At 70.6% G+C, this 24,124-nt stretch carries 17 protein-coding genes; 8 read left to right on the top strand and 9 right to left on the bottom strand.

Features of this window, described 5'->3' with window-relative positions:
• Positions 1–286 precede the first annotated feature (286 nt).
• The 3 genes from ABTW95_RS17400 to ABTW95_RS17390 are packed head-to-tail and all read right to left on the bottom strand — an operon-like array spanning position 287 to position 5,810.
• A complete protein-coding gene (locus tag ABTW95_RS17400; protein WP_500226793.1) occupies positions 287–1,618 on the bottom strand; it encodes a hypothetical protein in 1,332 nt (443 codons plus the stop codon).
• On the bottom strand, positions 1,615–4,032 hold the full coding sequence (locus ABTW95_RS17395; RefSeq protein ID WP_500226792.1) for a CHAT domain-containing protein: 2,418 nt from the start codon (positions 4,030–4,032) through the stop codon (positions 1,615–1,617). Before ABTW95_RS17395 ends, ABTW95_RS17400 begins: the two co-directional genes overlap by 4 nt.
• On the bottom strand, positions 4,029–5,810 hold the full coding sequence (locus ABTW95_RS17390) for a caspase family protein (RefSeq protein WP_500226791.1): 1,782 nt from the start codon (positions 5,808–5,810) through the stop codon (positions 4,029–4,031). Before ABTW95_RS17390 ends, ABTW95_RS17395 begins: the two co-directional genes overlap by 4 nt.
• Positions 5,811–6,882: 1,072 nt before the next feature.
• Here ABTW95_RS17390 and ABTW95_RS17385 point away from each other — a divergent pair.
• From ABTW95_RS17385 to ABTW95_RS17350, 8 genes are all read left to right on the top strand, one after another.
• Positions 6,883–7,176, top strand: coding sequence for a pilin (locus ABTW95_RS17385; protein ID WP_500226790.1), 294 nt, complete (start codon positions 6,883–6,885; stop codon positions 7,174–7,176).
• A gap of 353 nt (positions 7,177–7,529) precedes the next feature.
• Positions 7,530–8,966 carry a TrbL/VirB6 family protein gene (locus ABTW95_RS17380; protein ID WP_500226789.1) on the top strand — a complete coding sequence of 479 codons (1,437 nt, stop codon included), beginning with the start codon at positions 7,530–7,532 and terminating at the stop codon, positions 8,964–8,966.
• Positions 8,963–9,958: a PrgI family protein gene (locus ABTW95_RS17375; RefSeq protein WP_500226788.1), complete on the top strand. Its 996-nt coding sequence runs from the start codon at positions 8,963–8,965 to the stop codon at positions 9,956–9,958. The genes ABTW95_RS17380 and ABTW95_RS17375 overlap by 4 nt, the downstream gene beginning before the upstream one ends.
• Before the next feature lie 128 nt (positions 9,959–10,086).
• Complete coding sequence (locus ABTW95_RS17370; protein WP_500226787.1) at positions 10,087–11,850, top strand: VirB4 family type IV secretion system protein; 1,764 nt, start codon at positions 10,087–10,089, stop codon at positions 11,848–11,850.
• Positions 11,847–14,381, top strand: a complete 2,535-nt coding sequence (locus tag ABTW95_RS17365; RefSeq protein WP_500226786.1) for a type IV secretory system conjugative DNA transfer family protein — start codon at positions 11,847–11,849, stop codon at positions 14,379–14,381. Before ABTW95_RS17370 ends, ABTW95_RS17365 begins: the two co-directional genes overlap by 4 nt.
• Complete coding sequence (locus tag ABTW95_RS17360; RefSeq protein ID WP_500226785.1) at positions 14,378–15,292, top strand: replication-relaxation family protein; 915 nt, start codon at positions 14,378–14,380, stop codon at positions 15,290–15,292. Before ABTW95_RS17365 ends, ABTW95_RS17360 begins: the two co-directional genes overlap by 4 nt.
• Positions 15,292–16,284 carry a C40 family peptidase gene (locus ABTW95_RS17355; RefSeq protein ID WP_500226784.1) on the top strand — a complete coding sequence of 331 codons (993 nt, stop codon included), beginning with the start codon at positions 15,292–15,294 and terminating at the stop codon, positions 16,282–16,284. Before ABTW95_RS17360 ends, ABTW95_RS17355 begins: the two co-directional genes overlap by 1 nt.
• The gene (locus ABTW95_RS17350; RefSeq protein ID WP_500226783.1) at positions 16,281–16,904 is read left to right on the top strand and encodes a DUF2637 domain-containing protein; all 624 of its coding nucleotides are present in this window, start codon (positions 16,281–16,283) and stop codon (positions 16,902–16,904) included. The genes ABTW95_RS17355 and ABTW95_RS17350 overlap by 4 nt, the downstream gene beginning before the upstream one ends.
• Before the next feature lie 96 nt (positions 16,905–17,000).
• Here ABTW95_RS17350 and ABTW95_RS17345 read toward each other — a convergent pair whose 3' ends face one another.
• The 6 genes from ABTW95_RS17345 to ABTW95_RS17320 form a co-directional block, all read right to left on the bottom strand.
• Positions 17,001–17,393 carry a hypothetical protein gene (locus ABTW95_RS17345; RefSeq protein ID WP_500226782.1) on the bottom strand — a complete coding sequence of 131 codons (393 nt, stop codon included), beginning with the start codon at positions 17,391–17,393 and terminating at the stop codon, positions 17,001–17,003.
• Entirely contained in the window at positions 17,390–17,767 is a 378-nt protein-coding gene (locus ABTW95_RS17340) for a hypothetical protein (protein ID WP_500226781.1), read from the bottom strand. The genes ABTW95_RS17345 and ABTW95_RS17340 overlap by 4 nt, the downstream gene beginning before the upstream one ends.
• A gap of 163 nt (positions 17,768–17,930) precedes the next feature.
• The gene (locus ABTW95_RS17335; protein WP_500226780.1) at positions 17,931–19,859 is read right to left on the bottom strand and encodes a hypothetical protein; all 1,929 of its coding nucleotides are present in this window, start codon (positions 19,857–19,859) and stop codon (positions 17,931–17,933) included.
• 57 nt (positions 19,860–19,916) lie between these two features.
• A complete protein-coding gene (locus tag ABTW95_RS17330) occupies positions 19,917–21,173 on the bottom strand; it encodes an AAA family ATPase (protein ID WP_500226779.1) in 1,257 nt (418 codons plus the stop codon).
• Between the two features lie 96 nt (positions 21,174–21,269).
• Positions 21,270–22,280: a MarR family transcriptional regulator gene (locus ABTW95_RS17325; protein ID WP_500226778.1), complete on the bottom strand. Its 1,011-nt coding sequence runs from the start codon at positions 22,278–22,280 to the stop codon at positions 21,270–21,272.
• Between the two features lie 652 nt (positions 22,281–22,932).
• A complete protein-coding gene (locus ABTW95_RS17320; protein WP_500226777.1) occupies positions 22,933–24,093 on the bottom strand; it encodes an ISAs1 family transposase in 1,161 nt (386 codons plus the stop codon).
• Positions 24,094–24,124 lie beyond the last annotated feature (31 nt).

Here is a 24,124-nt window from a genome sequence, read left to right as displayed (position 1 = left end):
ACCACGCCCTCGTCGGGCGCCAGCCTGGGTCCGCGCCGAATGCAGCCGACGTTTCCCTCACGACGCCACCCGCCGGACCGCGTGCATCACCGCCGTACGCAACTACCTCTCCAGGTGACCACCGGGACCCAATCCGATGCTGGACTGAGCGCCCTCTCATGCCGATGACCGAATGTTCCCGAATCACAGCGGAGCGCCAGCACTCCAGGGAAGGCATGGACCTCCACACGACGGCCGTGCCGACGACATCATGCTGGCCAGGGGAGTTGCTCGGTTCGGCCCAAGCCTAGGACTGTGCGGGGGGTCTCTTGACTGTCCGTGACAGGGTGGCGTGGGCCGTTCTCAGATGTTCGGGAAGTCCGGAGGGCGGAGTCTCCAGGAATCGGCGCAGTCCTTCGTCGTACAGGACAGCCGCCTCCTGCGGATCGATGGCCGTGTAGAACTCGTAGGCGGCTCCGATGATCAGGAAGGTGGTGGCGTGGCCACCACCGTAGTAATGCACGGTGGTTGCGATGGTGTCCTCGACGAGGACGACGGCGACCACGACCTGGTTGTCGGCTGCGTAGGCGTAGGCGAGGTCGACCTGCATCTCCAAGGTCAGCGGGTGAACGGGGCCCAGCACGTAGCGGCTGAGGTCGCGGAGTTCGATCAGGCGGTCCCGGCAGCCTCTCGGGTCGGTGAGCAGGGTGGACCTCAGCGCCTGCCACGTCAGTTCCACCCCTTGAAGTGAACTGGCCGAGTAGGGCAAGCACAACGGTACGCGGCTGTCATCGGCTTCTTCGACGGTGTCGCTGGATTCCGGGACCTCGTCGGTGTCGTCGAGAGGTTCGGGGAGTGTGACGGCGTAGTAGTAGGGGCCGTCGAGCCGGAAGAAGCCTACATTGTGAAATATGCCGGACAGGCGTTCGAAGAATTCGTCGTCTGCTTCGGTGTGGTGTCGGATCCAGTCTGCGAGCCAGCGTGCGAACTCAGCGAGTTGGTTGTCAAGGAGAGGGAAATCCGGCTCGTGGGCGTGGTTGCTCGGGTCGAGGAGGTCATCCTTGCTGAGGCAGAGGGATACCAGTCTCCTTGCGACTCGCGAAAACTCGGCGCGGTATCGGTTGAGGATTTTCGCGGGTAGATCGAGGAAGCTGCCGGGGTTCAGGGCAGCGTTCTTCGGTACGGCTGCGCATAAGGCGAGGCGGTTGAACATAACGCCGATGTCGTAGTAGCGGCGTCTGTGGGCCGGCAGGAATTTCCGCGCCTTGACCATAAGGGCTTCGATGCGGCGTCCCGTCTCGGCTATCTCGCCGATCTCCGCTTCTCGACGTGGACGCGACACGCCATCGCGATCAAGGAGCACACGGGCTCCGGTGCGAACAAGAAGCTGAGCGTTGTCGTGATCGAGGATCTCAAGCTCGTCCGAGGACATGCCGAGATCGGCGAAATGGTTGGTGAGGCGGTGGCCGATATCAGCGAGTTCATCGGCGCGATCGGCGGTGACTCCCACCAGGACCATGAACGAATCAGAATAGTGGAGGTAGAGGGTTTCCATATCCCAACCGATGACCAATTCCTCGACTCGTTTCAGTGGAGGCTGGGTGGCTGGTGGCGGCCGGAGGTCACGCGGGTCGGTCATGGCGCACCGAAGATCTGGAAAGCCGCCCAGTGGCGGGGGTGGGAGGTTTCGGGGTCGGCCCTCAGTGCGTGCTGGGCGGTTCGGAGTGCACCGGCAACGGATTTGGTTGATGCGTAGGCCCGATAGAAATGGCCCATCAGGGATTCGGTGGAGTGGTCATCGACTGCCCAGAGGGGTGCGATGACGGTGCGGGCTCCCGCACTCAGGAACGCGCCGGGAAACCCGACGTACTCTGATCCCGGCAGGACGCTTCCGGTGCCTGCGTGGCAGGAGGCAAGGACCACAAGTTCGGCGTTCATCTTGATCCGGGTGAGATCGCTGTACCAAAGGACTTCGGGTTCCTGCGGGGGCCCGCACAGGTGCAGTGCAGAGAAGTCGGGATGAGTGGGGAAGTACAGGCCGTGGCAGGCGAGATGAAGGATGTCGGCGTCGGCCATGTTGGCAACCACAGGATTGAATTGCATATCCTTCCCGGTTCGCACCATGGAGTCGGACCAGAGGGCGGCCGCGGCAGCCAATTCCTGGCGGGCGTGGGGTAGGGTTCCGTCGCCGTCACCGAAACCGACGAACCGCTTCAGTGTGCGTTCCAGGCGAGGTGCCGTGAGTTGCCATGCCAGCAGCGTCAGGCTCGGCACATAGCTGATGGCCACCGAGTCGGCGAGTGGCTCGTCCCCGATGTGCCCGAGTGGGAGATGCCACAGGCTGTCGTGCGGAACGAGGTAGAGTCGGGCTCCCGCGGAGACGCGGTCGAGTACGGGGGCGAGGAGGACGTCGGCGATCTGGCGCAGGGCAGAGGTCCCTTCGGAGCCTGCGCCGGTCATCGCCGAGAGTCCCGCCTTGACCAGAGCGGTGTTCTTGTCGGGCTGGAACTCGGCGATCCTTTCGCAGCCGTTGCGGGTGATGAGGTACACCGATCCGTTGGCGCCGTAGACGACGACGGCGTCCTCTTCTTGCAGGAGCGGGCGTAGTTGCGCCACAGGCAACGGCCCGGCGGCGGCGTGGGATGTTCGCCGCTGCTGGTCGAGCAACGTTGTCTCTTGCCGTTCACGGCGGGTCAGCTCTTTTCCGAACGCGGTCATGAGCAGACTGTGGCTGCCAGGGGTCCTGTCAGTCAGGTAACGGCCGAGGAGACGCTCCAGCTGTGTCGGCCGTGGCTCTGTTCTGGCCCAGGGCTGCTGGGCGGCTCCCACCCATAACTCACGCGCCCAGACCTGCGCGAGCAGGGCCCGGTTGGTGCCTGCTTCAAGAGCGTCGACCGCCGCCTCGGCGCCGCGTATCCGTTGAAGGTTCTTGGCGTGCAGGAGGTAGGTGAAATAGTGAGTCATGGAGATCTGGCGGTGGACTCGCTGGGTGAGGGTGCGCCGGTGGAGTTCCCCGGCCGCCCGCACTAGTTCTTCGCCGCGTTCGATGAGCTCATCGTCAGAGCCGGACGGGTTCAGGCCGAGGGAGGCGAGGGCGGTGAATTCGGGGCTCATGTGCCGGCCCACCGTGACCGGCCGCGACTCGAAAAAAGCGAGCTTGCTCTCGCACATCTGGCTGTAGAAGTCGGCGTTCTCACCGAGAAGGTCTGCGTTGTCCCTGCACCATCGCAGCCCATCCACCAGCGTCGCATGGTCTCGGGCCGTCTTCGTTCGCGCGTACCGTCGCCACCATCGCGCCACCGGTTCACAGTGCTCCTCAAGCCGGTCCAGGACACTGTCCAGAGCGACCGGTTCTCCATGATCGACCAGAACGGTCGTCATGGCGACCAGCGCGTTCCCCAGCCCGATCGAGTCACCCGCGGCACGGTAGGCGGCTTCGGCGCGGCGTGCGTGGGCCAGCATCCGCCTCCATCCCTGGCCTTCCAGCCGCCCATGGCCTTCTTCCGGTGCGAGTTCGGACCAGACCCTGAACAAGGCGATCTCCGCGTCGCCTTCGACCTCCCTCTCCCCGGCCGCTCGTGCCGCCTCCGCGGCCAGGCTCAGCGTTGCCTCGGCAAGGTCGAGCCGACCCTCCTCCAGGAACTGGCGACCTTTCTGTTCCTGGCCGCGGACGCTGTCGTCCTCGGAAGAAGGCGAGTCCGGTACGGGATATTGCTGCTTGATGCGGCGTACCTCGGCCACATCGAGCTTCCCTGCTCGTACCGACTGCATGATGGTGTGCGTGTTGTGGAGGTATTCGCTGATATCGGAGAGCTGCTCTGTCATCGGCCCCGTCTGGACGTGGTCGGCCATCCGTGCCAGTAACCACTCGGCCTGGTCGGTTCGCAACATCGGGTCCCGCTCGATCAGGGCGACCTTGGCTTCGGCATCGGGAGCCACGACCAGGGCAGCGACCGCGTGTGCGACGTCGTCACCACCGGCCAGGGCCCCGTTCTGCCTGCTCGTCTGATGAGCGAGTCTGGTGAGAAACGCGACGATCTGTTGCTGGTTCATCCTGCTACTCCCGAGTGGGGCGGACGCGGATGCATCGCGAAGTCGAACCTGGTGACGAAATGGCCCTTGGGCAGGCGCTGCGCGGGAAGCAGATCACGAGTGGGGGTGGACGGTGCCGCAGGGGCGGTCTCCAGGAACGACAGATCCAGTGACCGGTCAGCGGCGATCGCGATCAGGCTCTCCAGCCGAGGACCTTGAGGCGGCACCGAAGTGGGCCAGGCCAGTTCCATCCCCTCTGGGCCGCCGACTGTGTGCACGTCACCCGGCGACCCTGCCGCCGCCAGGGGCCGTCCATCGGGCTGGTCATCTGTCAGTAGCGTGACTCGACCGGTCACTCCGACGTCAAACAACCACACATACAGCCGGGTCCGCGAGAGGTTGGCAACCCGGACGGTGAGGCGATCCCCGCAATTGAGAGCAGCGCCCTGCGGGATCGTCTCGACCGCGCCTTCCTTGAGCCACTGAACGTGGACCTCCAGCAGCGGCTCTCGAGCTTCCAGATCATCGGCGAGCTTACGGAGCCGGTCTCCGTGAACCAATTGCTCGACCACCGCGTGCAGCTGGGGCAACGACTCGGGGCCACCGCTGAAGACGCATAGGCCACCCGCGGTCTCTACCTGGACCTGGTCGGTGACCCGCACGGTCGCGAACGCCGCCGTGGGCGAATCGACGGACATCAGCCACGGAGACGCTAGAACATAACGGTCTACGTCTAGGGCGTATGGCCCGGCACCAGCGACATGGATCGGGTAGCGGTCGGCGCTCTGCGTCAGAGTGGCGACGAGCGGCTCCGGCGGGGCCGTGCCGTGTATCGTTAATACCGCGTCCTGGCCGGTGAATGACGATACGACGGCATCATGGGGCGCTTCGTCGGTACCGGGGGCGGTGAGTACGAGCTTGTCCCCGCCGTGCAGCCCGAGCAGCCGTCCTGCCTCGACGACGAAACGGCCATCTTGCCACGTCACCGCGAACGAAGCCCGGGCCGGTCCCTCGGTGAGGGAGAAGAGATGACGAGCCGCGGGGCCTTCAACTGCGGGTCGCTGCTCCGCGGCCCGGTACGCCAGCCTTTGACGGACGCGGAACATCACCTGCCGCCAGGACACCGTGCGGTCACCGAGTTCGTCCAGTACTGACACAAGCGCTCCGGTAAACAGCCCACAGCGCATCCCGTCCGAACCCGTACCCTCCCAGGCGACCCGGTCGATCTCGGTAGCAACAAGCCTGACCGCGTCAGGGTTCGAGAACGCCGGCTCCGCCCCGCCAAGAGCGGCCTCCCTCGCCATCAGCGCCCTCAGCGGCACGGCCTTAGGTAGGTAGCGAGGCTGAAAGGATGGTTCCCGGCTCATCGCCCCGGCGTAGCAGCAATCCAGAATCGTCGTGACATTTCGTGTCCGCGCCGTGAGCTGCCGCTGTCTCATCGAGAGCTCAGAAGCCAGCACACCTCGAAAGTCTTCGTCGGTGGAGTCATCAAGGTCGATCGGCACCAGATATCGCACATGTGTGGATTGACCACGGCTTCTGCGCGCCTGCCAATCGGGGCGTAGCGCTCTACCGCCATGTCCTGAATAGTAGATAACTACCGCGTCATCAGCCCGAACCGCGGCCGCCAACTCCTCGAGAGCTGAGATGATGCCGTCGTAAGTGGCGTCAGGTCCGGAGCACTGGTCGATCGCGAAGCCCTTCGATTCCAGAAGGCTTTCCATCAATTCAAGATCCCTGGCCACACCTGACAGCCCGAACGCCTCGGCCCCAATTAGCAACGCTCGCCGGGATCCCATCTCCCACCCCTTTCTGCGCCTGACGTACCACAGTAGATAGGCTTGACTCTGCAGCGCACTAGCGCACTAAGCGTAGCAGTCCATTCGAAGCTCCTCCATTGATATGTTCATTCTTCGGCGCCCGAAACGTCCACAAGCGGCCAAATCTTAGGGCGTGGTGCAAGATCCGCAACCTTATGGGTTCAGCCGACTGGAAATCTACCGAGAAGGGAGTGGAAAGGATCTTCGGGGCAAGAACCTTGAGCGTCGGTACTTGGCAGCTGAACCAGAGGGTGCAGCAGTCACCAACGCATCAGACTCTCCTTGGTTATGAAGCACGGTAGCGAAGCTGCGGTAGCTGGTCCGGAGTTCGTGCCGCGACGGCGGCACCGATAGCTGACAACTCGGGGTGAGTGGGTGCCCGCAAGGCGAACGCACTCTCATGCCGCAGATGGTGCGCGACGAGTAGCTCGCGCCCATGAGACGTCCCGCTGAGGGCCCTGGCATCGCTCTTTGGCCTGTAACTCTGTCCCGGCTTCCCCTCCGCTCTTGATCAGCTCCCTGATGGCGGCTTGCCAGGCCACCGCCTGCCGATGTGGGTTTCGGTCACCGAGTTGGGGCCGCGAAGACCGTGTGTGGCAGGGGTTGCGGTGTCCGGCTGGGGTGGTGATCTGCGAGTGATGTGGTTCAAGTTTTGGTAATCGTTGCGGCTGGGCGGGCGAATTCGGGGCTTAGTCGCGGTGCTTCAGTAGTGCCAGTCGAGATCGCCGGTGGTGGTGCGGCCTCGGGGCGGACGGCCTGAACCCGGTCCCCGCCGCATCACATCCGTCACTCGTGTTCCTTTAGAGGAGGACACCCGCAGTCCCGACCGCGCCGTCATCGGCGATCCGGCTGGCAGCCCGAACCCGTCCTCAGTCTCGGAGACGCTGCCATGCACACCCGCAATCACCCGCCTCGCCCCGATGACCGTCCGCATGCTCTGGGTATCGCTCGGCCCGCCGCGAGGCCGGCCACCGGCCGTTGTTCGGCGAGGCGCCGTTGCGGCCAGGGCCGGTTGGTGGCCGCGTCGCTGTTGTGGACGGCCGGGTGCGGGGTGAGCGCGCTGCTGGTCCCTGGTGTGGCCGAAGCCGGCACGAGCCTGGCCGCGGCCGCCTCGCTGGACGAGGTGATCACCAATCTGCGGAACGTGATCGTCGGTCTGCTGGTGGGGTTGGCGACGTTGTTCGCCACGATCGGCGGGGTCCGCTACATCCTGGCCGGTGGCGATCCAGGTGAGGTGGAGGCGGCCAAGAAGACGCTGCGGTACGCCGCTGTCGGGTACTCGGTCGCGGTGCTGGCGCCGCTGCTGGTGAAGATCCTGCAGGGCATCGTCGGCGCGCCCTCGTGACCGCCACCACGATTGCGCCCGCCCGAGTGCACCGGTCCTGGGCGTCGCCCGCCACGGCTGTCTTGTTGGTCTTTCTGGTGGCCGGTGTGGTCGTGTGCACGGGTGCAAGTGCGGCGTGGGGCGCCGCCGACCCGGTGCCGCAGCCGTCGGTGAACCCGTCGCCGAATGCACCGTCGGCCCCCTCCCCCACGCAGCCGCCCCGGACACCCGCAGTGCCCTCACCGCTGTCGCCGTCGCAGTCGGCTCCCGGAGTCCCGGCGCCTTCTCCAGCGCCGGGGCAGTCGCCGGCGCCGGGTGGACAGGTTCCGGGTGGTGGGGAGGAGGCGGGGTGCGGGTTCATGGACGTGGGGTGCATGGCCAAGCAGGCGGTAAATGGATGGTTCGCCGATCTGGTCACCGGTGCGGCCAAGCCGGTGTTCGAGGTGCTGTCGCAGACTGCGCTGGGCACCCCGGCTTTGGATTCGCCGGACATGGCGCGGGCGAAGGATTTGTGGCGCGTGTCGCAGACCATCGCCAACACCTGCTACGTGCTGCTGGTCACGGCCGGTGGGGTGCTGCTGATCGCCGGGCATTCGTTGCCCGGTAGTGAGTTGACGCCTGGGCAGTTGGTGGTGCGGCTGGTGGGGGCGTTCGCGGCCTCCAACCTCAGCCTCGTCCTGATCGGCTACGCGATCACTTTCGCCAACGGCCTTTCGGGGGCGTTCCTTGCGGCCGGGGCGGAGGCGATCGATCCGGGGCGGGTTGCCAAGGCGATCGCCGGATACCTGGTGGCGAGCCTGGTGCCTAATCAGCCGTTCACGATTTTCATCGGGCTGGGTGTGGTGGTGCTGGCGTTGTGCGTGGTGTTCATCTACATCATCCGGATCGCGCTGACCATGGTGTTGATCGCCGCCGCGCCGGTGGCGTTGATGTTCCATGCTCTGCCGGTCACCGATGGGCTGGCGCGGTTGTGGTGGCGCAGCATCGCCGGGGTGCTGGCGATCGGGGTGTGCCAGGCGCTGATCCTGGCGACCGCGTTCCGGCTGCTGTTCTCCGACGTCGACCATCCCGGAGGCGAGTCAGGCGATTCGGGTGGCCATTTTCTCGGGCTGGCTTCGGGGACGGGGATCGATCTGCTGCTGGCGCTGTGCCTGTTGTGGATCATGGTCCGTGTCCCGTCCTGGGCCGCCCGAACGATCTGGCGTGCCGCCCAGCCGAGCGCACTGACGGGCCTGGTGAAGAGCCTGATCCTCTACCGGGGTCTGGGTGCCCTGATGCGTCGCCGCGTCCCCGCCCCCCGCAAGTTCTGGAACCCGCCGCCACCGCCGCCACCGCCGCCTCCGGCTCCGCAGTTGTTTCGGCTGCCGCCGAGGCTGCCCGGACCGTCGCGTCTGGCCTTGGCCTCTGGTGGCGCGCCCGCGGCGCTGGGGTCGCCGGGCCCTTCTGATCCGTTGCCGGCGCTGCCTGCCGGAGCGATCCCGATGCCCGCTGGTGCGATCCCGATGCCGCCAGGCCCGCCGTCCGGCCTCGGGCCCGGCTCCGGCCAGGGGACGGTCCGGGCGCCGAGGCAGATGTCGCTGCCGATCCCCGCTGGCGGCAACGGCGGCACGCGGCGGCCAACGCAGCTGGTGTTGCCGGTCCCGGTGACGCGCGTGCCCCGGCCGCCGTCATCCGGCGGCGGTGCGGCGGTGGGTGGGCGTCCGCAGGTGCGGTCGCGGCAACTGATGCTGCCCGGCATGCCCAGACGGCCCGTCCCGCGACGGCAGCTGACCTTGTGGACCGACCCGCCCAAGACCAGGAGACGCCGATGAGTACCCGCCACCAGGACGATCAGTCGCCGATGAGTGTGAAGATCCCGGCCGACATCGACCAGCCCGACAAGATCCTCTACGGCCTCACCACCCGGCAGCTGGGCATCTTGGCCGGCACCGCCGCAGCCTGCCTGTGGATCTTTGTGACTGTCGGGCCGCTGGTGCCGCTGCCGGTCCTCGTCGCGGTGCTGGTGCCGATGGTCGCGGTCGGGGTCGTGCTGGCGGTCGCCCGCCACGACGGCATGAGCCTCGACCGCTATTGTCTCGCCGCCCTCCGCCACCTGCGGGCCGGGAAGGAACGCGTCACGGCTGGGGAGCCGGTCGCGCCGCCACCGGCCTGGTGCCGGATGCGCGGGCGGCTCCCCGAACCGCTGCGGCTGCCGGTGCGCGCCGTCCGCCAGGACGGGGCACTGGAGCTGGCCGGCGGCGAAGTCGCCGTCCTCGTCCGCGCCGGCACTTTGACCTTCGGATTGCGGACGGCCGGTGAGCAGGCCGGGTTGGTGGCGGTGTTCGGCCGCTGGCTCAACTCCCTGGACGCGCCCGTCCAGGTGCTGGTCCAGGCCCGTCCGGTCGATCTGACCGGGCTGGCCGACCACATCTCTCGGCACGCGCCCGCGCTGCCCGACCCGGCGCTGGAGCAGGCCGCTGGTGCGCACGCGGCGTTCCTCACCGACCTGGGCGCCGAGCATGATCTGCTCATCCGGCAGGTCCTCATCGTTATCACCGGCGACATCCCCTCCTCGCCTCCGGCGTCGGTTCCTGTATGGCGGCAGCACCGACGACGCCGGGTAGGGCGCGACGCCTCGGCTGCGGTCGCATTGCGGCGCGCCGCCGAGGCCGTACAAGCCCTGGCCGCGCTCGCGGTTCCAGCGGAGGTCCTAGACGCCGCGAGCGCTACCGCTGTCGTCGCTGAATCTCTATCCCCAGGCGAACTCCCTCTTGTGGACAATGCGGCTCCAGGCGACGTGATCACTCATCGGCAGGAGGATTGATGCGACCCTCGCTCCGCACGCTCTCACGCATGCTCGGCCCGACCGTCCGACCGGATATCCCCGGGGATGAGCTGGCAGAAGACGGTCTTGAAGGCGGCCTGGGCGGCCTGGGGTGGGGGCCGTCGGCGTTGCGCGTCAACGCTCGGTCGCTGGAACTGCCGGGCGGTGTGTGCGCGTCGTTCGCGGTTACCGGGTATCCGCGGGAGGTCGGGGCGGGCTGGCTGGAGCCGCTGCTGACCTATCCCGGGCGCCTCGACGTGTCCTTGCACATCGACCCGATTCCGCCGCTGATCGCCGCGCAGCGGCTCCGCCGCCAGCTCGCGCGCCTGGAATCGGCATCACGCGCCAACGCGCAGCAGGGGCGGTTGGCCGACTTCGCTGCCGAAGCCGCGGCCGACGACGCCGCCGAACTCGCCGCCTCCCTCGCCCGAGGTCACGGGCGTTTGTTCCGGGTGGGGTTGTATCTGACGGTGCACGCGCCGGACGCGGGTGTGCTGGAGGGTGAGGTGCAGCGGGTGCGGGCGCTGGCCGCCTCGCTGCTGCTGGACGCCCAGCCCACCACGTTCCGCGCCCTGCAGGGCTGGACGTCGACTCTTCCGCTGGCGGCCGACTCGATCGGGGCTCGGCGGGTGTTCGACACCGCCGCGCTCGCCGCCGCGTTCCCGTTCACCTCGCCGGACCTGCAGCCGGTGCTGGGTGACACGCCGGTGCTGTACGGGCTGAACGCCTACTCCTCGGGAGTGGTGGTGTGGGACCGGTTCGCCCAGGACAACTACAACTCCGTCACCCTCGCCCGATCGGGGGCCGGGAAGTCCTATTTCACCAAACTGGAAACCCTGCGGCTGCTGTACCAGGACGTGCACGTCGCCGTCATCGATCCCGAAGACGAGTACCGGCGGCTGTGCGACCACGTCGCCGGCACCCGCATCGCGCTCGGCGCGCCCGGCGTCTGTTTCAACCCCTTCGACCTCCCCGAAGGGCAGGGCGAAGACACCCTCATCCGGCGGGCGCTGTTCGTGCAGACCCTCATCGGCGCGATGTTGGACGAGCCGCTCACACCGGCGGCGCGGGCGGTGCTGGACCGCGCGGTCTTGGCCGCCTATCGGGCGCGCGGCATCGGCTCCGACCCCCGCACCTGGGCGCGTCCCGCCCCCGTCCTGGCCGACCTCACCGCCCAACTCGACCAGGTCGCCGGGTCGCAGGCGCCGGAGGCGGGCACGGCGGCCGATCTGTCGGCGCGGCTCGCCCCCTACACCACCGGCTCGTACCGCGGCTTGTTCGCCGGGCCGACCACCACCCGCCCGACCGGGCACCTGGTGGTGTTCTCGCTGCGGGACCTGCCCGACGAGGTCCGCCCCGTCGGGATGCTCCTGGCGCTGGATGCGATCTGGCGGACCGTCTCCAACCCCGACGAGCGGCGCCGCCGCCTGGTGGTGGTGGATGAGGCCTGGACGCTGATGCGCGAGGACGAGGGCGCCCGGTTCCTGTACCGGCTGGCCAAGTCCGCCCGCAAGCACTGGGCCGGCCTCGCGGTGGTCACTCAGGACGCCGGAGACCTGCTCGGTTCGGATCTGGGGCGGGCGGTGATCGCCAACTCCGCCACCCAGATCCTGCTCCGCCAAGCGCCCCAGGCCATCGACCAGATCACCGACGCCTTCGACCTCACCGACGGCGAAAAGACCTTCCTACTCACGGCCGAACGCGGCCACGGCCTGCTGTGCGGAACCGGCGCTGGATCCGACCGGGCCGCCTTCACCGCCATCGCCAGCGGCCACGAGCACCAACTCGTCACCACCGACCCCGCCGAACTCGCAGAACTCGACGGCGGCCGTGACCAGCACGACGCGGTCACCGCAGCCACGGACACGGACACGGAGGCCGGCCACCGATGACCCGCACGCCCCTGCTCCAAGACGCTGCTCTGCTCCACGACTCTGGCGGCGGCACCGGCCTGTACGGGCTGCTGTCCGACCTCCGTCCCGCCCCGCACCGGCTCATCGACGCCGCCACCCAATACGGGCCCGTCGCCACGCTGAGCATCCTGGGTGCTGCCGCCGCGTGGACGAGTGTCCGCTGGCTGCTGTGGGACTGGCGCAACGGCCGACTCGCCCCGGGTGCCCGGTTGATCGAGGTGGCGGTGCCGCCGAAGGTGGAGCCGGCCAGCGCCGCCGCCTGGTGGGCACGCCTCATCGGCCTCACCCACCCGCGCTGGAAGCGGCTGGTCTTCGGGCAGCCGCACCTGGCCTTCGAGTACCGGGCCGACCACAACGGCGTCCGCTTCCACATCTGGGTGCCCGGCACCATCCCGCCCGGAATAGTGGAGAAGACCATCCGGGCGTCCTGGCCCGGCGCCACCCTCACCACCCACCCCGCCACACCACCCCTCCCCCTCGATGAGGGGTACCGGGCGGCGGGCGGACGACTGGTGCTGGCCCGGCCCGACCACTTCCCGCTCACCAGCGACCACGACACCGACCCCCTGCGGGGCCTGTTGGGGGCCGCGTCCGGGCTGGCCGAAGGCGAACACCTGGCCGTGCAGATCCTGGCCCGCCCCGCCACCGGCCGCCGCCTCGGCAAAGCCCACCGGGCCGCATCCGCACTGCGCGGAGGCCGCTCCACCGCACCCCAGAGCCTCCTTTTCGACCTGGTCACCCCCGGCATGTCCGGGCACCACAACCCCAGCGAACTCACTCGCCAGCACCCCGAACGCGCCGAACAGGTCCGCGCCGTGCTCGGCAAGGCCGCCCAGCCGCGATTCGAGGTCCAGATCCGCTACGGCGTCGCCACCCGCCACCCCGACCAGGCCGAGGCCGGGTGGCTGCGGGCGCACGCCCACGAAGTCGCGTCGACGTTCGCGCTGTTCACCTCCGGCCACCAGCGCCTGCGCCGCAGGCGCCTCCGCCGGCCGGCCGCGCGGCTGGAGTCGCGGCATCTGCACCGCGGCTACCTGCTGTCGGTTCCGGAGTTGGCGGCGCTGGCACACCTGCCCTACGACCTGGCCGCGCCCGGCGTGACCCGCGCCGGAGCCCGCCCCATCGCGCCCTCGCCGACCGTCCCGGTGGCCGGGCCCGGTGTCCGCGTGCTCGGCGACTCCGAAGCGGGGGCGCCCCGCCCGGTCGGGCTGACCGTCGCCGGCGCCCGCCAGCACCTGCACGTGCTCGGGCAGACCGGAGTCGGCAAGTCCACCTTCCTGGCCAACCTCATCCTGTCCGACGCCGCCGCGGGCCGCGGCGCGCTGGTCATCGACCCCAAAGGCGACCTGGTCGCCGACATCCTGGACCGCCTCCCCGAACGGGCCGTCGGGCAGACGGTGGTGTTCGACCCGGCCGACCGAGGCCGCCCACCCTGCCTGAACGTGCTGGCAGGCGGTGATCCGGCGTTCGCGGCCGAGTCGATCGTTACCACCTTCCGCCGCTGCTTCTCCTCCTCCTGGGGCCCGCGCCTGGACGACCTGCTGCGCTCGGCGTGCCTGACCCTCACCCGTGTCAACGGCACCCGCGCCACCCTGGCCGACATCCCCCGCCTGCTCACCGACACCCCCTACCGGACCCGCGTCACCGCACGCCTGGACGACGAACTGCTGCGCGGATTCTGGGCCTCCTACGACGAACTGACTCCGGCGGCGCGGGCGACGGTGATCGGGCCGGTGATGAACAAACTCCGCGCGGTACTGCTGCGGCCCTTCATCCGCCACACCCTCTCGGGCGGCGCCTCCACCCTCGACCTGGGCGGCATGCTCGGGACCGGTGGTCTCATCTTGGCGCGGCTGCCCAAGGGCGTGCTCGGTGAGGACGCCGTCCGCCTGTTCGGGTCGCTGCTGCTGGCGCACACCTGGCAGGCCATCACCCCGCGCGCCACCCAGCACGAAGGCGAACGGCCCGACGCGTCCGCCTACATCGACGAGGCGCACAACTTCCTCAACCTGCCCGGCTCCATCTCCGACATCCTCGCCGAAGCCCGCGCCTACCGGTTCAGCCTCACCCTGGCCCACCAGCACCTGTCCCAGCTCCCCAAAGACCTGCGCGACGCGGTATCGGCCGACGCCCGCAACAAGATCTACTTCGCCGCCTCACCCGAAGACGCCACCGACCTGGCCCGACACACCGCACCCCTACTCGCCCCACACGACCTCTCCCACCTCGGGGCGTACCAGGCGGCGGCCCGGCTGATGGACGGGAACGCCCCGACCCCGGCATTCACCTTCCGCACCCGCCCGCTCCCCGAACCGGTCCCCGGACGCGCCGCCGCCCTCCGCCACGCATCCCGCGAGCAGTTCGCCGCCGGGCGCGGCAAACGCCTCATCCCGGCCGTCGGGCTCCGGGACCTCGCCGGCGCCTCACCCTCAGCCGAGAGCGACGGCCCAGCAGCCCGAACGGCGGACGGCCCGACGGCCAGCGCAGACCTCGAGGCGGAGGAGTCGTGACCCGGCGGCCGAAGACGTCCACCCGGCAACGCGGCACGCAGGTCCGGCCGCCCCGGATGACCGCCGAACTGGTGGCCGAGGTCGCCTACCGGCTCACCGACCGGGACCGGGAACTACTCGCCCTGGTGTGGGAGCACCGCGTGCTGACCACCGGGCAACTCACCGCCCTGTTCTTTCCCAGCCCCGAGCGTGCCCGCCAGCGGCTCAACCAGCTCCACCGGCTGCACGCGCTGCTGCGGTTCCGGACCTGGATGCCGGTCGGGTCCGGGCCCTGGCACTGGGTTCTCGGGCCCGCTGGAGCGCACGTGCTGGCCGTCCAGCACGGCCAGACCATGAGCGAGTTCGGATACCGGCAAGATGCCGCGACCGGCATCGCCGTCTCGCCTCGCCTGGCCCATCAGGTCGGCGTCAACGACTTCTTCGTCCGCCTGCACTCCCACGCTCACCAACGCGGCGACGGAACGGCCCTGGACCAATGGTGGTCCGAGCACCGCTGCGCCGCGCACTGGGGTGACCTGGCCCGCCCGGACGCGTTCGGCCGCTGGACCGAGCCCCACCCTGGCGGGGCGACGCAGACACTTGACTTCTTCCTCGAGCACGACACCGGCACCGAAACCCTCGCCCGCGTCGCCCGCAAACTCGGCGGCTACGCCGACCTCGCCGAAGCCACCGGCACCACCACACCCGTTCTGCTCTGGCTCCCCAGCCCCAAACGGGAAGCCAACCTGCGGGCCCTGCTCGGCGCCCCGGAGGTTGCGGTCGCCACCGCCGTCCACACCTCCGCCGCCTCGCCCGACGGCCCCGCCGGGCCCGTGTGGCTGCCCGCCGGGACCACCGGCCGCAGGCTCCGGCTCGCCGACCTGGCCACCTTTTGGGGAACGGTGCCCCGGCATGAGTCGGAGAGCGGCTGATGCCGCTGGTGGTCGGAGCGGCCGCCGCGCTGCTCGGCCTGGTCGCGGTGCTCGTCGCCGTCCTCGGCGCGGTCCTCCCCGGATCCGGGTCCCAAAGCGGGGCCTGCCAGCCCGCTCCGGGGGAGTCCGTCAGCGACATCCCGCCCGCCTATCTGAGGCTTTACCGCGCCGCCGGGAGCAGATACGGGATCGGGTGGCACCTGTTGGCGGGCGTCGGGAAAGTCGAGTCCGACCACGGGCGCGGCACCGGCCCCGGCATCTCCTCAGGCCGCAACCATGCCGGAGCCGCCGGGCCCATGCAGTTCATGCCCGGCACCTGGGCCGCCTTCGGAGTCGACGGCGACCACGACGGCCGCAGAGACGTCTACGATCCGGCCGACGCAATCCCGGCCGCCGCCCGCTATCTGCGGCACGGCGGGGCTCCTGAACGCGTTCGGGCTGCGCTGTTCCAGTACAACCACTCGCGCGCCTACGTCGGCAAGGTCCTCCGACAAGCCCGCGCCTACGCCCAAGGCGGGGCTCATGCCGAGACGAGTCCAGCCGAGTGCGCCGGCGCCTTCTCTACGGCTCCGCCTCCCGGCAAGGCTGCCGCGAAAGCGATCGCCTACGCCCGCGCGCAACTCGGTAAACCCTATGTGTGGGGTGCCACCGGGCCGGGCGCCTTCGACTGCTCGGGGCTGACCTATGCCGCCTACCGTGCCGCCGGAGTCGACATCCCGCGCGTGTCCGGTGCGCAGTGGCGGCAGGGCCCCCGCGTCCCGCACGGCCGAGAACAGCCAGGTGATCTGGTGTTCTTCAACTCCGGTCCCGGCACCTCCACCAGCAATCCAGGGCACGTCGGCCTGGTGGTCGGCGGCGGGAAGATGGTCGCCGCGCCGCACACGGGGACCGTGGTGCAGGTCCAGTCCTACCGCCGCTCCACCCTGCTCGGCTTCACCCGACCCACCGCACACCGAAAAGCAGAGACGACGGTGAGAGGAGCCGGCCGGTGACCGACCGCCTCATCCGGGCGACCACGGCGCTGGCGGTGGTGGCGGTCGCCGCTGTGGCCGCGCTCATCTCCTACGCGCACATGCTCGACCTGGTCCGCTCCTATGGCGAGGCCGGGGTTACGGCGCGGCTGGTTCCGTTCACGGTGGACGGGCTGATCTGGGCGGCGTCGATGGTGATCCTGGACGCCAGCCGCCGCGCCCGGCCGGTACCGGCGCTGGCTGGGTGGAGCCTGGCGGCGGGCATCTGCGCCACCGTCGGCGCCAACGTGGCGCACGGCGCCGCACACGGCCCCATCGGTGCGCTGGTCAGCGCGTGGCCCGCGCTGGCGCTGGTCGGCTCGTTCGAGTTGTTGATGACTCTCACTCGCTACGCGCGCCCGTCCTGGCCGGGTGAGACGGGCGGGCGCACCGCAACGGAGCGGGCCGGGCCCGCGTGCGCCGAAGTGGAGCAGACGCCGGAGCAGGCCGTGCTGACCGAGTATCTGGCGAGCCTGAACGGGCCGGGGCGTCCGCTGTCGCAGCGGTACCTGGCCGACAAGCACGGCATCGATCGGCGCAAGGTCAAGCAGATCATCGCCCCCGCCCAGGGACCAGCGCCATCTCCACCCAGTACGCCTTGATCTCTCGCACCGAAGCGAATCGGTCGCGGTCATCACGCCTCTTCGTCAGTTGGTCATCGTGAGGGCCGGTCGGCGGCGGCCGTCGGCGCCAGGCCGTCAAGGGCGGGAAGGGCCGCAGGCGGGGCCGTAGACGGGGCCGCTGAGGGCGTGGCCGAGTTCGTGGTAGGTCTCGGCGACGTCGGTGCTTCCGGCGTGGTGTCCGCACCGGCCACCGTCCTTCTTCTGGCAGCCGGGGCAGGACTCGGGGATCGGCGGGCGGACCGTCGCGGCCTCGCGCAGTGCGGTGAGCAGCGCGGCCTCGTTGTCCAGGATCGGCCCTGCCGCCTCAGCGACGCGGTAGGCGACCGCGACCACCTCATGCACGCCCTGCAGCCGGTCACGGGGCTTCTCGTCGAGTCTGGCGGTGGCGTCGATGAGGGCGCACAACTCGAAGACCAGGCAGGCGCCGGTCGCCTCGGGCTGGGTGACGGCTGCTGAAAGGTTGCTCACGAGTGGGTCCTTTCGGTGCGGGCGGTGAGGGCGTCCAGGTGCGCGGTGTCGCGGTAGAAGGTGCGGGCGGCCTCGATGAACGCGACGGCGAAGCCTTGGGCGAACGGGTCGGCGTGGCGCGGGATCCTGTGGTCGGTCAGCGCACGGCGGGCGGACTCGCGGGCCCGCCACAGCGCCTCGACGGGGTCCAGGCCCTCCTGGTCGATGCCGGTGACCGGCTCGTCCCACCAGGACGCGGTGGCGCGGGCGGCGGCGACGGCAGCAACGGCGGCGGCGATGTCCTCTCCTTCGTCGAGGCCGGCGAGCATCTTCGCCTCTGCCTCGCAACGCCGCTGGTGGGCGTCGTCATGGCGGTCACGAATGTAGGACTCCATGCGGTTCACGGTGCGGCTCTCCTGCCGGTGTTGGAGCTTTCTTGGCGATGCCAGCGCCGCCGCCTTCCGTCCACGCCAGGCGGTCACGGGGCGCGTGGTAGCGGGTTGGCGGGTACGGCTGCGGGCCCGGTGCGCCCACGCCGGGGCGCACCGGGCGGGGTTGTCAGGCGTTGCGTAGGGCGCGGGCGGCGGCGGCGCCGATGGCGTCGGCGGCTGCGGCGGGGTCGGTCAGGGTGACCAGGTGCGCGCCGTTCATGGCGCGGGTTTTGGCCGACATCGACAGCCACAGCACGCCGCATCCGGCGGCGGTGAGCCGGTCGATGCGCTTTTGCCCGTCGGTGGGCTGGTCGTCTTTGAACCTGCCGTCGGAGACGATGACCAGCAGGCGGGCGGCGCCGGGGCGGGTGAGGTCGAGGGCGGAGTCGAGGGCGTCGACGGCCTTGACGAAGTCTTCGCGCGGGTCGCGTGCGGCGAACTCGGTCACGGTGCCCGGGGTGTGTCCAGGGTGGACGATAGGGCGGACGTTGGCGCCGAAGATGACGGTGGCCGAGGCGGCGTCGGGGATATGTCCGGCGGCGCGGGCCATGATCCACGCAGCCGATGCCACCGGCGCGGCCAGGGTGTTCATGGAGCCGGACACGTCGCAGGCTATGCCGACCCGCAGCGGCGGCGCGGGCACGTGGCGGCGGGTGGTGCGGGTGAACGGTTCGGCGGTCGGGACGGTTCCGGCGGCGCGCTGGGCGTCGGCGGCCAGCGCGCCCCGCATCGACAGGCGTCCGGGCGGGGTGGGTGAGGTGTGGGTGGTGGTGACGCGGTCGCGGTGCGCGGCGGCGCGCAACCGGCGGGCCAGGCGGCGGGCGGCGGCCTGCTCACCGGAGGTGGGCGGGCGGGTGCCGGTGATCGCGGTCCGTCCGCGCGCCGTGGTCGGCGCGGTGCTGGCGCCGAACACGCGGCGCGCGGCCCGGTCGGCGGTGTCTCGGGCGTCCTTCTCCTGCCGCCGCTTCTCAGCCGGGTCGTCGGGGCGGGGCGCGCCGGGGGCTGGTTCGGCGGCGGCCGCGTGCACGGCCACCATGGTCGCGCCGAGCGCCTCGGCCAGCGGCGACGGGTCGCCCGAGGCGCCCGGTGTTCCCGGTAGCGGGGGCGGTACAGGGCGGTCGGGGTTGACGTCCAGGACCCGGCACCAGCGCCGCCCCAGGTCCATCATCGCCTCGGCGTCGTCGTCGGCGGTGGCGTGCGCCCGGTGCCACAGCGCGGCCAGCGCGCTCAACCGGGACGGCCCGAGCACGTTGAGGACGGCCTCGGCCAGAGGCTTGGTCTCGGCTGGTTCGAGGATTCCGGCGTCGGTGCGGGCCAGGATCAGCGCGGCGGCGCGTCCGGCGTTCCACGGCGTCATCGCCGCGTGCGGTGTCGTCACCGGCGGCGCGGTCGCCGGTGCACCCGCCGAAGCGCCAGACGAGGTGCCGGACGGGGCGCCGGTCGGGGCACCACCGGACGGCGCGGGCGCGCCAGGGCCGGGCGGGGTGGCGGGTGCGGCGGTGGGCGGGGTGGTGAAGTCGGCCAACACGAGGCTGGTGGCCGAGGCGCGCAGCCAGCGGCGGTCGGCGGGGCGGCGGCGCACCTGCGCCGCCTCGATCCGCGACTCTTCCAGCGCCATCGCCGCATCGGCTGCGGCGGCGGGCGCGCCGTCCGGGACCGCCCAGCGGGTGTGGGTGGCGTGCGCTGCCTCGTGGGTGAGCACGCCCCACAGGGCGGGGTAGCGGTCGCGGTCGGCGGGCCAGGACGGGTCGCACGTGGCCGGGTCCAGACGCAGGTGCCTGCCGTCCAGTTCGATGGTGGCCAGGTCCGGGACGAAGCAACCGGGCGCGCCTTGCCCGAGGCCGGGCGCGCACTGCACGGTGAGGTCTTCCCGGTCGGTGAGGTCGGTCACGGCGTCGGTGAACGCTGCCGACAGCCGCAGCCATTCCCCGCCCAACCCGGTCACGGGCGCCGGTGCGGGCGCCGGAACCGGGGCGGGTGAGGAGGGGGCGGTGGTGGCCGTTCCGGCGCCGGACGGCGCGGCGGGGGCGGGTGTGGGGATGACGTGCGTTGCCATGGTTCCTCCGTGCGGGTGCGTGCGAATGCGGTGCGGTGATGTGCGGGCGGGTGCGGGTCAGATCTGCTGGCCGAGGGCCAGCGGGGCGACGGCGCGCCCGTAGACGGCGGACACGACCTCGGCGACCACGTCGCGGTCCTCTTCGGGCGCGATGCCGAGAAGGTTGGCCACCGCCGCCTCGGGCCCCAGGACCCCGGACACCTTTTGGAAGGCGATCAGTTCGCGGAGTTGCGGCGCCCATCCGATCTCGCCGGATTCCTGACGGCGGGCCAGGTTGCGCGCGACGCGCACGGCGCGCGGTTCGATGTCCAACGTCCGCGCGAGGTCGTAGTCGGTCGACACCCGGATTTGCGCGGCGAACCGGGACGCGAGCGCCTCGGTGAGCACGGCGCCGTGAACGCCGGGGTTGTGACCGGCGACCACGTAGAACCCCTCGGCGGCGGTGATCGTCTCGCCCTTGTGCGCCTTGACGGTGATCTGCCGCCGCCCGTCCATCGCCGGATACACCACGGCGAGGACCTTCGGGGAGATGAGGGTGGCGTCGTCGATGAGCAGGGCGCGGCCCTCGGTCATCGCGGTGATCAGCGGCCCATAGACGAACTCGTAACCGCCGCCGGGCGCCTGGGTGTACTCGCCGACGAAATCGGCGACGGCGGTGTCCCCGTCCCCGGCAACCGTGATCAGGTCCGGGAACGCCGCCTCGACCAGCGACGTCTTCCCCGTCCCGGGCGGCCCGTACAGCAGCGCCGGGATGGACGCCTCACGCAGCCGCTGCAGCGCCGCCACGTCCGGCAGGTCCGCCAACCGGCGCGGGTGGTACGCCTGCCCGTTCGGCCGCACCACCGGCCCCACCGGCGCCTTCCCGGCCTTCCCGGACGCCCCCGAGGCGCCCGACGTGCCGGACGTCGGCGCGGGGGCGGACGTCGGCGCGGGCGCGGCGGGGCGGCGCACGGGCGGGGCGGCGGGCGCACCGCCGTTGAGGGCGTCGCCGGTGGTCGCGGTGGCCCGGTAGCGGCGCGGCCCGGTCGCCACCAGATCGGCCTGCCCACGGTCGGCCAGCACGTTCAGCGCGTTACCGACCGCACCCGCCGACCGGCCCAGGGTCCGGGCGATCTCACCCGGCGTGAACGTCGCCCTCGGACTGTCCACCAGGATCGCGGCGACCCTGCGGCGCAACTCACCCGATCCGAGGCGACCGGTGCCACCGGGCGCCGGGACGGCGGGGCTCGTGGCCGGGGTGCTGCCGGTCGGCGTGCTCGCGGTCGGGGCGGTGGTCGGCGCGGTGGTGGTCGGGGTGGTGTGAACGGTGGTCATGGCATGGCTCCTTGGCGTGCGTGAGTGGTCGGGACGCCGGGGGCGGGTGCGGGTCGCGCGGTGACCCGCCCCCGGGTGGCGGTCGGTGCGGGACGATCAGCGCGCGGCGCGCCCGGCGCGGCGGCCGGTGGTGGCGGTGAACCGGCGGGGGCGTTCGCACACCAGCTCGGCCTCACCGGCCTCGGTCAGCCGGTCCAGGGCGTTGGACACCGCCCCCGCCGAGTGCCCGATCACCTTGGCGATCTCGTGCGGGGTGAACGCCGCGCCCCGGTGCCCGGTCAGGTGACCGGCGACCTTCGCGCGCATCTCACCCGGCGCCGAACGCGGCGCGCCCGACGCGGTGCGCGGGCGCCCGTTGGCGGCGGCGCGCACCAGCCGCCGCACCAGCCCCGACCCGCTGTAGGCGCCCTCGGCCGCCGTCAGCGCCGCCGCACCGTCCCCGGCGTCCAGTGCGGTCAACGCCGCCCCGATGGCGTCCTGCAGCGCGGTCAGCGCGTCCCGCGCCTCTGCGACCGCCGTCGCGTCCATCCCCGCCCCCGCGTCCCCGGCGTCCGTGGGTTCGGTGGCGGGCGCGTCACCGGTGGGGGCGGTGACGGGGGCGGTGTCCGTGCCGGTCGGCGCGTCCTCACCGGTGGCAGGTGCCTCGGTCGGCGCGTCCTGCCCGGGGGCGGTGTCGTCGGCGGTCGGCGCGTCGGTGCTGACCGGGGTGTCGATGGCGGTGTCCGCGTCACCGGTCGGCGCGTCCGGGTCGGAGGCGTCCGGCGTGTGGTCGGTGGCCGGGGTGTCGTCGGCGGTGGTGGCCGTGACCGGGTGCCAGGTGTCGGGCTGGCGCTTCCCGCCGTCCCGACCGCCGCGCGTCCGGGCGGCGCGCCCGTCGCGCTCCAGGGTGGTCAGCGTCCGCGTGACGGTGGCGCGGCTGACACCCGACGCCTCGACCAGCGCGGTCACGGTCGCACCCGGGTTGCCCGTCAGCGCGTCCCACACGTCCCCAGCCGCACCGGACGGGCGCGCCCCGCCCGTGACAGCGGCGGCGCCGTTTCCGGCGTTCTCGTTGTCCGTGACGCCGTTCCCGTTGGCGCCATTTCCGGTGATGTTCTTCGCGGCCATTTCGTCTCCCATTTGGTGTGACCGGCGCCCGGAAATCCGGTGCCGTTCCCGTTCATCGGGAGCTCGACCATTTCTCGATGCCGCGCCACTAGGCAAGCACCTTCGGCCACATTTTTAGTCACCTCAACGGCTGAACAACCTAACCAATCCCGCCCGCACCCGCTAAACCCAACCGACGGTAAAGCAGATTTGCACCAATTCACACCCGGGCACCTCATCACGCTCGCGCCTTTTCGGAGTCCCCGTGCACCAAAAGGCGCGGCGGCGCGGCCCGACGGCACCTCGCGCGAGGCGTTTCGCGCCTCTTCCCACATTTTCGACTCATCGGGCGACGGCGACCTCGGGCGCAAAGGGTCTAGCGCCGAACCGGCACTGGCGGGCCGGCATACAGCTGGCGTATCGACGAGGGGGGACAGCGAACCGACCAGAGGAAATAGTTAGAGGCCAGAGGAAAACCAGGCCAACATCGCAAGCTATTACCAGGGGTCGTCCTGGTGACGAGTCGGGGCCACCAACAGAATATGCACCACCCGCTGCGACCTGCCCAGACGCCGTAAGCAGCACCTTCTGTTCATAGACAGAACCCCGAAAAGAAGACCGATAAGAACCCTGAAAACAAGACCGGAGAGACCACGGCTCCGGCGTTCTCGCGTTATGGGTCGTGGTGTCCGGTTGTGAGGCCGAGGGTGGTGAGGCAGCGGTGGGCGTTTTGGAGGTGTCTGCGGTTGGCTTGGGCGATGTTGGTCCAGCCGCAGAGTTTCAGGATTGATATGGCCAGGTTGCGCAGGGCGGCCATGGCGGCGGGTCCGCTGCCGGTGCGTACTTGTGAGGCGTCTTCGCGGTAGGTGACGTCGCGGATGTGGTGCAGGGCTTCGATCTGCCAGTGCTGCCGGATCCAGGTGGCGAGTTCGCCGGGGGTGGCCTGGTTGGGGTGCAGGCTGGTGATCGCGTAGACGGTCACAGCGGTCCAGCGTCCGCCCCGGCGGGGCCGGGTTCTGCGGGTGATCTGGATCGCCTGGGCGGCGTGCGGGAACAGCAGGCCCTGCCCGACGGCCGTGACCTTGATCGACCGGCGTTCGGTGCGGCCGTGCCCGTGATGATCCTCGGTGTGCCCGATCGGGACCTGGCGCCATGGCAGCCGCTTGAGCTGGTGATACAGCGACGGCTGGTTCTTCTTCACCACGAGGATGAAGTGGGCGCTCTTCTCGGTGACCAGGAAGCGGGCGTGGTCGCGCTGGGTGTGCAGGGCGTCGGCGGTGACGACGGTGCCGGTCAATTCCAGGGGCCGCAGCAGCGGTTCGAACGCCGCCAGTTCGCTGGTCTTGCCGTCGATCTCGACCTGGGCCACCACGGTGGCGTGCCGGCCGGTGCAGGCGGCGAGCAGGTGCCGGGCCCGGCCCGAGGCGGTGTGGTGGCGAGTGCCGCGCAGTGCCTTGCCGTCCACCTGGATCGACCGGCGGCGCGGCTTGTGCGGCGAGGGCCCCTGCGCGGTATGCCCGGTGTCGGCCTGTACCTGGGTCAGGCTGGTCAGCCACGCGCCGGTCGCCGCGGTGAACGCGGTCGCGTCCAGGCGTTCCAGCACGTCCCGGATGGTCGCCTCGTCCGGCACCTGGTGCACGCGGGCCAACGGGTCGTAGCGGACGCCCAGAGCCGACAGCACCTGGTCCGGAGCGTCGGCGACCCACTCGCCGATCGCCGCGAACGAGGTCGCACCGGTCAGCGCCGCCGCGACGGCCACGGTCAGCAGTGAGCACAGCGAGTGCCGCACCCCGCGCGGATCCCGAGGGTCTGGAACCCACGCCAAATGGGCCATGAGCTGCGGAACTCTCCCCGCCAGCACCTCA

The organism is Spirillospora sp. NPDC127506, assembly GCF_040302145.1.
In the GTDB taxonomy this organism is placed as follows: Bacteria; Actinomycetota; Actinomycetes; order Streptosporangiales; family Streptosporangiaceae; genus Spirillospora.
Note: the sequence above shows the minus strand (reverse complement) of the source record. Positions and strands in the feature narration are given on the sequence as shown.

Coding starts and splice junctions, on each gene's coding strand:
- ABTW95_RS17400 (WP_500226793.1), bottom strand. CDS start 1,618: ATGACCGACCCGCGTGACCTCCGGCCGCCACCAGCCACCCAGCCTCCA.
- ABTW95_RS17395 (WP_500226792.1), bottom strand. CDS start 4,032: ATGAACCAGCAACAGATCGTCGCGTTTCTCACCAGACTCGCTCATCAG.
- ABTW95_RS17390 (WP_500226791.1), bottom strand. CDS start 5,810: ATGGGATCCCGGCGAGCGTTGCTAATTGGGGCCGAGGCGTTCGGGCTG.
- ABTW95_RS17380 (WP_500226789.1), top strand. CDS start 7,530: ATGGCCAAGCAGGCGGTAAATGGATGGTTCGCCGATCTGGTCACCGGT.
- ABTW95_RS17375 (WP_500226788.1), top strand. CDS start 8,963: ATGAGTACCCGCCACCAGGACGATCAGTCGCCGATGAGTGTGAAGATC.
- ABTW95_RS17365 (WP_500226786.1), top strand. CDS start 11,847: ATGACCCGCACGCCCCTGCTCCAAGACGCTGCTCTGCTCCACGACTCT.
- ABTW95_RS17355 (WP_500226784.1), top strand. CDS start 15,292: ATGCCGCTGGTGGTCGGAGCGGCCGCCGCGCTGCTCGGCCTGGTCGCG.
- ABTW95_RS17340 (WP_500226781.1), bottom strand. CDS start 17,767: ATGGAGTCCTACATTCGTGACCGCCATGACGACGCCCACCAGCGGCGT.
- ABTW95_RS17335 (WP_500226780.1), bottom strand. CDS start 19,859: ATGGCAACGCACGTCATCCCCACACCCGCCCCCGCCGCGCCGTCCGGC.
- ABTW95_RS17330 (WP_500226779.1), bottom strand. CDS start 21,173: ATGACCACCGTTCACACCACCCCGACCACCACCGCGCCGACCACCGCC.
- ABTW95_RS17325 (WP_500226778.1), bottom strand. CDS start 22,280: ATGGCCGCGAAGAACATCACCGGAAATGGCGCCAACGGGAACGGCGTC.
- ABTW95_RS17320 (WP_500226777.1), bottom strand. CDS start 24,093: ATGGCCCATTTGGCGTGGGTTCCAGACCCTCGGGATCCGCGCGGGGTG.